Raw genomic sequence first — 7,662 nt, forward strand, 5'->3', positions numbered from 1 at the left:
TTTGGTCTGCATCCTGGCTATATGCCGTGGCTGTTTCTGCATACGCCAGTGGTGGGGTTACTAAAAGGTATGCTGCTCACGCTGTGTATCTGCAAGCTGTTTCCGGCGACGCCAGTGCGCATCACGCAGCAGCAAAGCTTGCCCAGGCTGAGCGGCGAAGAGTTAAGGTTGATAGCGGTACTGCTGCTGACACTGCTGTTATGGATGACCGATAGCCTGCACGGTATTTCCCCGGCCTGGGTCGGACTCACCGCCGCCTGCTTTTGCCTGCTGCCACGTATCGGTTTTATCTCCAGCGACGCCTTTGGCAGCGGCGTTAATTTCCGTACCTGCCTGTATGTAGCGGCGATTCTCGGCGTGACGGCGGTGGTGGTGGAGTCGAATCTCGGCAATACCATTGCCCGCGCGCTGCTGGCGGTCACACCGCTGCATGAAGACAGCCCGTTCCTCAGTTTTATATCCCTGAATGCCATGACCTCGGTGCTTAATTTTGTGGTCACAGCCAATGGTGTGCCGGCGATGTTTACGCCAATGGCGCAAAGCTTCGCAGAAGCCTCTGGCTTTTCTGTGCTGACGGTGGTGATGATTCAGGTGTTTGCCTATGCCACGCCATTACTGCCGTATCAGGCCTCGCCAATTGTGGTGGCGATGGGATTAGGCAATGTTCCGGCGCGTGACGGTCTGAAGCTTTGTCTGGTTGTCGCAGTAGTCAGTGCGCTGGTGCTGCTGCCGCTGAATTATTTCTGGTTTAAAGCGCTGGGGTATTTGTAGGGGAAATTGCGGTGGTGGCTTACGAACTGCCCTCGCTGACTGAGCAGCGCCAGTCTGAATTAACGACTCTGGTCAGAAAGCCTGATTACAACGAGATTTCTCCTCTGGCATAAAAAACGGCGGCACAGTGGCCGCCGTTGATCAGACAAAATGAGTTACCGACTAGTGCTGCGCTGCCGCGGCGGGTGCTGCTGCCGGGGTTTCGCTGGCGTCGGTATCGTCGTTCGCCGCTGGAGTCATAGGCGTGTAATCCAGTTGCAGAATACGGCTGGTATCACCCAGCTCTTTTTCTGTCGCTGCAACGTTGCCATTCAGTTTCTGGCCGTAAGAAGGGATGATCTCCTTCAGTTTGGCCTGCCACTCTGGCGTTGCGACTTTGTCTTTAAACACTTTCTTCATCAGATCCAGCATAATCGGTGCTGCGGTTGATGCGCCAGGTGAAGCACCCAGCAGTGCGGAGATGGAGCCATCCTGTGAGGAGACCACTTCAGTACCGAGGCGCAGTACGCCGCCTTTCTCTGCATCTTTCTTGATGATCTGAACGCGCTGTCCGGCAATCACTAAATGCCAGTCTTCTTTCTTCGCGTCCGGGAAGTACTCTTTCAGCGCTTCGTAACGGTCGTCGTCAGACAGCATCACCTGGCTGATCAGGTATTTCACCAGATCAAAGTTATCCAGGCCCACATGCATCATTGGCATCACGTTAGAGGTGGTGATGGAACCGAACATATCCCACAGTGAACCATTTTTCAGGTACTTAGTGGAGAAGGTGGCGAACGGACCAAACAGCAGAACCTGCTTGCCATCCAGCACACGGGTATCGAGGTGTGGAACGGACATTGGCGGTGCGCCGACTGAGGCTTTACCGTACACTTTCGCCAGGTGACGTTTTACCACTTCCTGGTTTTCAGTCACAAGGAATTCGCCGCCAACCGGGAAGCCAGCATAGTTTTTCGCTTCAGGAATACCGGACTTCTGCAGCAGTGGCAGCGCTGCGCCACCGGCACCGATAAAGACGAATTTCGCCTTAATGGTTTTCTCTGCGCCGTTATTTTTCAGGTCGGCGATGGTGACATTCCAGCTGCCGTCGTCGTTACGCTTGATATCGCGCACTTCGTGGCTGGTTTGCAGATTAAATTTGTCGCTTTTTGACAGTGAAGCCACTAACTGACGAGTGATCTCGCCAAAGTTAACGTCAGTACCAATTGGGATACGCGTTGCGGCAACTTTCTGCTTAGGATCGCGGCCTTCCATCACCAGTGGAATCCATTTTTCAATCTGCTGGTGATCTTCTGAGTATTCCATACCGCGGAACAGCGTGCTCTGTTGCAGGGCGGCATAGCGCTTACGCAGGAATTCGACGTTATCGTCGCCCCAGACAAAGCTCATATGCGGGGTGCTGTTAATAAAGCTGCGTGGATTTTGCAGCACGCCTTTCTGTACCTGATAAGACCAGAACTGGCGTGAAATCTGGAAGGATTCGTTAATCTCAACCGCTTTTGAGATATCAATCGAGCCATCTTCTTTTTCCGGCGTGTAGTTCATCTCAGCCAGCGCTGAGTGGCCGGTACCGGCGTTATTCCAGCCGTTCGAGCTCTCTTGTGCTACGCCATCAAGACGTTCGACCATCTCAATGGACCAATTCGGTTCAAGTTCATGCAGGTAAGTCCCCAGAGTGGCACTCATTACCCCGCCGCCGATCAGTAATACATCGACGTTCTTTTCTTGTTCTGCAACTGCTTGTTTGCTAAAGCCAAAAGCATTCATACACAGCGCGAGAATTAATGCTGTTTTGCGCATTATGCGACATCTCCAACCGTTGATTTCTCAACATTTCTTTGCAGGTGCGATAGGTCCAGCTTCTGATGAGCGGTTAATCTATTTCCACCACGATAAAAAGGACACTCACGAGTAAAGCAACATAAAGCGTTATCTTGCTTAACTGCACGTTATACATGCGAGCAGAAATATAACATTCTTGAAATTTTTTTGAACAAATTGTTTAAAATTTAAAAATTGTAGCGGGGTTCTGGCAGGCTGAATCGATAAGGCTGATAAGGGTATCAGCCTGAAATGTTAACAAAAATTATTTCTGCAAAAAAATTTTCGGAACGGATTAATTGCGCGGTGCGCTGTCCGGTAATTTACGCGTACTGATGGCGAGCCGGTTATAGGTGTTCATCAGGCCAATCGCAATCGTCAGATCAATAATCTCTTTCTCACTGAACTGGTCGCTTAGTGGCGCATACAATGCGTCAGGCGCACCCTGGCTCGCGATCAGCGTCAGGCTTTCAGCCCATGCCAGCGCCGCCTTTTCTCTGGCGCTAAACAGCGTGCCCGACTCCTGCCATACCTGCGTCAGCACAATTTTTTCCCAGCTTAAGCCCGCAGTGTGCAGCGCTTTCGTATGCATATCGATACAGTAAGCGCAGCCGTTAATTTGTGAAACGCGCAGAAACACCAGTTCAACCAGCTCATGCGCCAGACCGCTTTGCGAGACATAGCTGTAAACCGCACCAAGTGCTTTCATGCCTGCTGGGGCAACCTGTGAAAAATCAATACGTTCGCTCATTGTTTCTCTCCTGCCATAATTGATGTTGGGATAGCCTTGGGGCGTTGGTGAGTATTCTCTTCTCTGCGATGGAATAGAAAAAGTGCCAGGAATTGACAAAAATAGTGGTCCATTCAGACTGAGCGTCAATCGTGATGAGCGTACCGGGTTAACCGAGCAGATTCGCAGTGCCATTACCCAGGCGATTGGCGAGGGGCGGCTAAAGCCGGGGGCGCGAATGCCATCCTGCCGCGATCTGGCCGCGCAACTTGGCGTGGCGCGCGGCACCGTGCGAACCGCCTACGATATGCTGGCCGACAGTCAGCTGCTGGAGGCGAAAGGCGCGGCCGGAACGTTTATTACCCGCTATCCGCCAGTGGCAATCGCCAGTAATGCGCCATCACCGGCGCTGACGCCCTTGTCAGATATCGCGAGTGACTTTGATGCGTCGCCACTGACTTTTCAGATGGGCGTGCCGGCGACCGATGCGTTTCCGGCCAGTGTCTGGTCACGTATTTTGCAACGCCATGCGCGCAATAGTACCACTCAGCCGGTCGGTTATCCTGATCCGCGCGGTAGTCTGGCACTGCGCGAGGAACTGGTGGCGTATCTGGCGGTATCGCGCGGCATCAGCTGCCAGGCGGCACAAATCATCATTACTAACGGCTATGCCGGTGCGCTGGGGCTGATCTGTCTGGCGATGGGGTTCCGTAATACGCAGGCGTGGATTGAGGAGCCGGGCTATTTACTGGCCTGTAAGGCACTGGGATTAGTTGGTATTGAGCCGGTGCCGATTGCGGTTGATGAGCAGGGTATCAGGGTCAACGAAGGGAGAGATCGCGCTCCTGCTGCCAGCTTTGCGCTGGTGACAGCCGGGCAACAGTCGCCGTTGGGTATGGCGCTGTCGCCAGAGCGTCGCAGTGAGCTGCTGACATGGGCGCAGGAAAATAACCGCTGGATTATTGAAGATGACTATTTGGGTGAACTCCAGCTCAGCAGCCGCGCAACACCGGCGCTGGCATCGCGCGATAGCGCCGGGCGAGTGATACATATTGGCACTTTTAGTAAAACCCTTAGTCCCACGCTGCGCCTCGGTTTTGTCGTGGTGCCGCTGGCGCTGGCGGCGCGTTTTGGCGATATCGCCACCGTAATGGCTCCGGCGTCCTCGGTCGTCGTGCATAACGCGGTGGCGGAATTTCTGCGGGAAGGCCACTTCTTACGTCATTTACGCCGGATGAAACGTCTGTATGCCGAGCGCCTGGAGAAGATGATAGCGGCGCTGCAACCGCATTTTCCCCAGTTGCGGCGCGGCGGGCTGGCGGTGGTGGTGCAGCTACCGACGGGGATCGCCGATCGCACCATTGCCCGTGAAGCGCTGGCCTGGGGCATGGCACCCTCGCCGCTGTCAGCATGGTTTCAGCGTGATGAGCTGCGCCAGTATGGTCTGGTGTTAGGAGCAACCAATATGCCAGCCGACGGCTTTGAACGGTGCGCGCAACAGCTGCGCCAGCTGGTTGACGCGCATCTGCCGGTGGTTACTCCGGCAGGGTCTGATTGACGCGCTGTAACATCCATGAATAGAACGGGTTGGATGAGATGCGCATCAGCATATCAAGGCTGACAATCAGCACCGAGCGCTCACCGCGCGGCGTTAAGCTACCAAAACTGACGCCAAATTCATTGGGTGTGGTGGGGTAACGGCCATACAGCGAGTCACTTTGCGGGAATGGCAGTGAGACATGCGACAGTGAATAGATATCCATCGGATATTTTATTCCCAGCGGCTCAGTCACCGAGACGCTCTCCCCGGCCAGTGTGCGTATCGCGACGGCTTCACTACTGGTGTGCGAAGCATTGGTAATCAGCGTTGTGGTATAGCGCCTTGGCGGAGGTGGTAGCAAGTGCTCACTGGCATGCAGCGAGCTGCTGCGCATTAACGGTGACAAGCGTACCGACTGATTCACATCAAACAGCACCAGTTCGCTGCCGTTAGCGGGCAACTGATTATATAACGCATTGATCACCGCTGGCGTGCTGACGGTGGCATCCGCCACCGACTGGAAGGTCAGAACCGGCGGTAATCGGTTCAGGCGATTCGCGCGCGAAATATCGAGAATTTCTTTCTGTAGCGCGCGGGTCAACAGATAAGACTGCCGCGCCGCTTTTACCGGGAACGAATTGTATTTAAAAGGATTAAACTCCGGCAGGATGCCGAGCCAGGCGGTGCGGGCAAACGCCGGTAACAACGATGGCAGCCCGGCCAGCCCGGCATAGCGCGCGTAGCCGCTGACGCCAATCATCGGTGAAATCAGGATTAAACGCTGCGGCACCACCAGTTGCGGATCATCAAGCGCGTCGAGCGCATATTTCATCGCCAGCGCGCCGCCATTGGAGAATCCCATGATATGCAGCGGCGCATCGGCCGGAACCCGTTGGCGGGCTTCTCGCACCGCCAGCCGCGTGGCCGCCATCCAGTCTTCCCAATTGACGCGCGTCAGCCCGCCAGGCACGGTGCCGTGCCCCGGCAGGCGAATGGCGACGGCAACAAAGCCGTGCTGCTGATAATTTTCCGCAAAGTGACGCAGGCTGTAAGGGGAGTCGGTCAGGCCGTGTAACAGCACCACCGCTCCGCGCGGTTTTCCCTGCGGCTGCAAAATATAAGAACGGTTCCAGTCGTGGGCAAAGCTTTCCGGATAAACCGGGCTTTTCGCCGCATAGCGGTTGAAGGTTTCCGGCTGATCGTCGCTGAGTTTGTCGGTGACGTTGGCTTTGACTTCAGCAAACACGCGGCTTTCATTTTCCGTCCACGCTGCCCAGTCGGCTCTGTCCATCGCGCTTGCGCTAAGCTCATCCGGCACATAGGTATGCCACAGCTCAAGATCTGGCCCGCGTTCGGTCACGGTAATACGTATTGCCAGCAACACTATTGCCAGGATAACAAACAAAATTATTGTGCGTTTAAGCCAGGTTTTTGTCCGTTTTAACATCGTGATTGCCAGCCTTTTAGCGATTAGATTTTAAAATATCGGCGATAGATAAAGCGGATAACAAAATACTCAATAGCGCCTAACAACAGAAACCACAGGCAAAATACCAGTGTATACAGCTGACCAATATCCTGCAGATGGAAAGTGGCCATCAGCGATTTAGTCAGCTGCACGCCAAACCACGGTGCCGGAAGCAGCAGGGCTGACAGAAAACCGAGCATCAGGATGCCCATCGGGATCAAAAAGGTTTCAAAGGTGCTTTTCATGCATTCAGACTTGTTCGCTAAAGTGAGCCTGCATTGTCAGACAATATCTCATCAGATTCAATGTTCAAGGCCGAGCCTGCATGCTGGTGCAATGCCTGACCATCATGGCAATGGGAATCGCCCTCCGCAGCGATATTGAGCAAAATTTACATTTATTAAATTAACTATTTAACCCTGGTTATATTAAGGTCTAAATAGACTAGTGTCTCATATAAGATCTGCGTTTATTAGCGTATTTTCTATTATAAACAACCAATAAATGATTTTTATTTTATTTATTCTGCTGATCTCATTCATGGTTTTTCGTAACGCCCATGCTTATTTTTGCCAAAAAAACATAAGTCATATTAATTAATTTAACTAAGCGGAGGCGTGATGAGCGCAGTGAATTTGAAGAAAGTTGATCTGGTGATTGTGATTGATACCAGTGATTCGATGAAGGATGAAGCGGCGGCACTCAGCAAGGCGGTTAACACCGCGGTTGAAGAAGCGAAGCGTTCCTGTCCGTCTGATTTACGCACTGAATATCTGGGTATCGAAGGCAAATTTGCTAAAACCAACTTTACAAAAACCACCCGTGAATATCTGACGAAAAACCTGAGTATTCAGGCCAGTCAACTGGCTGCGCGCGTTAAGGGTAGCGTGCCCGGCGCTGGCGCACAGGAGGATCTGGCTCGGGCGATTGAAGATATCAGCCGCTACTATGACTGGCGACCGGGTGCTGAGCGGGCAATTTTTATCCTCGGTGACGAAGGACTCGAAGGCGGCGGTTATGTGGTGACGGACGCAACGCGTCAGGCCAATGACAAGGCCATTGATACCGCCATTGCCAATAAAGTTAAGGTGCATACCTATCAGGGCACGCCTCACGAGCCGTTTAAAACCCCGGCAGACGAAGAAGCGATGACCAAAGAGTACAAGCGGTTGGCGTTGCGTACCGGCGGTGAATATTACATCTATACCAAAGGGGTAGCGGATTTTAAACAGGTGCTGGAAGAGACGATTTGTGCCAGTAAAGTCCCGGTGGATGAAAGCATCGCGGATAAAAAAGACGAAGCGCAGCAACTGGATGGCAAAGATAAGGATC

Annotated in this window: 6 protein-coding genes and 1 pseudogene; 3 read left to right on the forward strand and 4 right to left on the reverse strand. The window is 53.2% G+C overall.

All coding sequences use genetic code 11. From position 1 onward, the window contains the following. Positions 1 to 771, forward strand: a 771-nt coding sequence (locus NG42_RS23350; protein WP_052898209.1) for an SLC13 family permease, incomplete at its 5' end; no start/stop codon positions are given. A gap of 162 nt (positions 772 to 933) precedes the next feature. Here the strand turns inward: NG42_RS23350 and NG42_RS04740 are convergent. Next, positions 934 to 2,571, reverse strand: coding sequence for a malate:quinone oxidoreductase (locus NG42_RS04740; protein ID WP_052898119.1), 1,638 nt, complete (start codon positions 2,569 to 2,571; stop codon positions 934 to 936). A gap of 316 nt (positions 2,572 to 2,887) precedes the next feature. Beyond that, positions 2,888 to 3,343, reverse strand: a complete 456-nt coding sequence (locus tag NG42_RS04745) for a carboxymuconolactone decarboxylase family protein (protein WP_052898120.1) — start codon at positions 3,341 to 3,343, stop codon at positions 2,888 to 2,890. An 82-nt stretch (positions 3,344 to 3,425) separates the two neighbouring features. On the opposite strand from NG42_RS04745, the gene pdxR reads away from it, so the two are divergent. Next, positions 3,426 to 4,880 (forward strand): MocR-like pyridoxine biosynthesis transcription factor PdxR, encoded by a 1,455-nt coding sequence (gene pdxR / locus NG42_RS04750; protein WP_052898121.1) that lies wholly within the window; start codon positions 3,426 to 3,428, stop codon positions 4,878 to 4,880. On the opposite strand, the gene NG42_RS04755 is transcribed toward pdxR, so the two are convergent. Together NG42_RS04755 and NG42_RS04760 are read right to left on the reverse strand one after the other, a co-directional pair. Continuing rightward, complete coding sequence (locus NG42_RS04755; RefSeq protein WP_052898122.1) at positions 4,858 to 6,309, reverse strand: alpha/beta hydrolase; 1,452 nt, start codon at positions 6,307 to 6,309, stop codon at positions 4,858 to 4,860. The genes pdxR and NG42_RS04755 overlap by 23 nt on opposite strands. Positions 6,310 to 6,332: 23 nt before the next feature. Further along, a complete protein-coding gene (locus tag NG42_RS04760) occupies positions 6,333 to 6,575 on the reverse strand; it encodes a DUF1158 domain-containing protein (protein ID WP_052898123.1) in 243 nt (80 codons plus the stop codon). A 375-nt stretch (positions 6,576 to 6,950) separates the two neighbouring features. Between NG42_RS04760 and NG42_RS22865 the strand changes: the two are divergent. Next, positions 6,951 to 7,662, forward strand: a pseudogene (locus NG42_RS22865) (VWA domain-containing protein); the annotation flags it as partial.

The sequence above is a fragment of the Winslowiella iniecta genome, from assembly GCF_001267535.1.
Classification (GTDB): domain Bacteria; phylum Pseudomonadota; class Gammaproteobacteria; order Enterobacterales; family Enterobacteriaceae; genus Erwinia; species Erwinia iniecta.

Excerpts from the sequence above, each read along its gene's own strand:
- NG42_RS04755 (WP_052898122.1), bottom strand. The coding sequence starts at position 6,309 with ATGTTAAAACGGACAAAAACCTGGCTTAAACGCACAATAATTTTGTTT.
- NG42_RS04740 (WP_052898119.1), bottom strand. The coding sequence starts at position 2,571 with ATGCGCAAAACAGCATTAATTCTCGCGCTGTGTATGAATGCTTTTGGC.
- NG42_RS04760 (WP_052898123.1), bottom strand. The coding sequence starts at position 6,575 with ATGAAAAGCACCTTTGAAACCTTTTTGATCCCGATGGGCATCCTGATG.
- NG42_RS04745 (WP_052898120.1), bottom strand. The coding sequence starts at position 3,343 with ATGAGCGAACGTATTGATTTTTCACAGGTTGCCCCAGCAGGCATGAAA.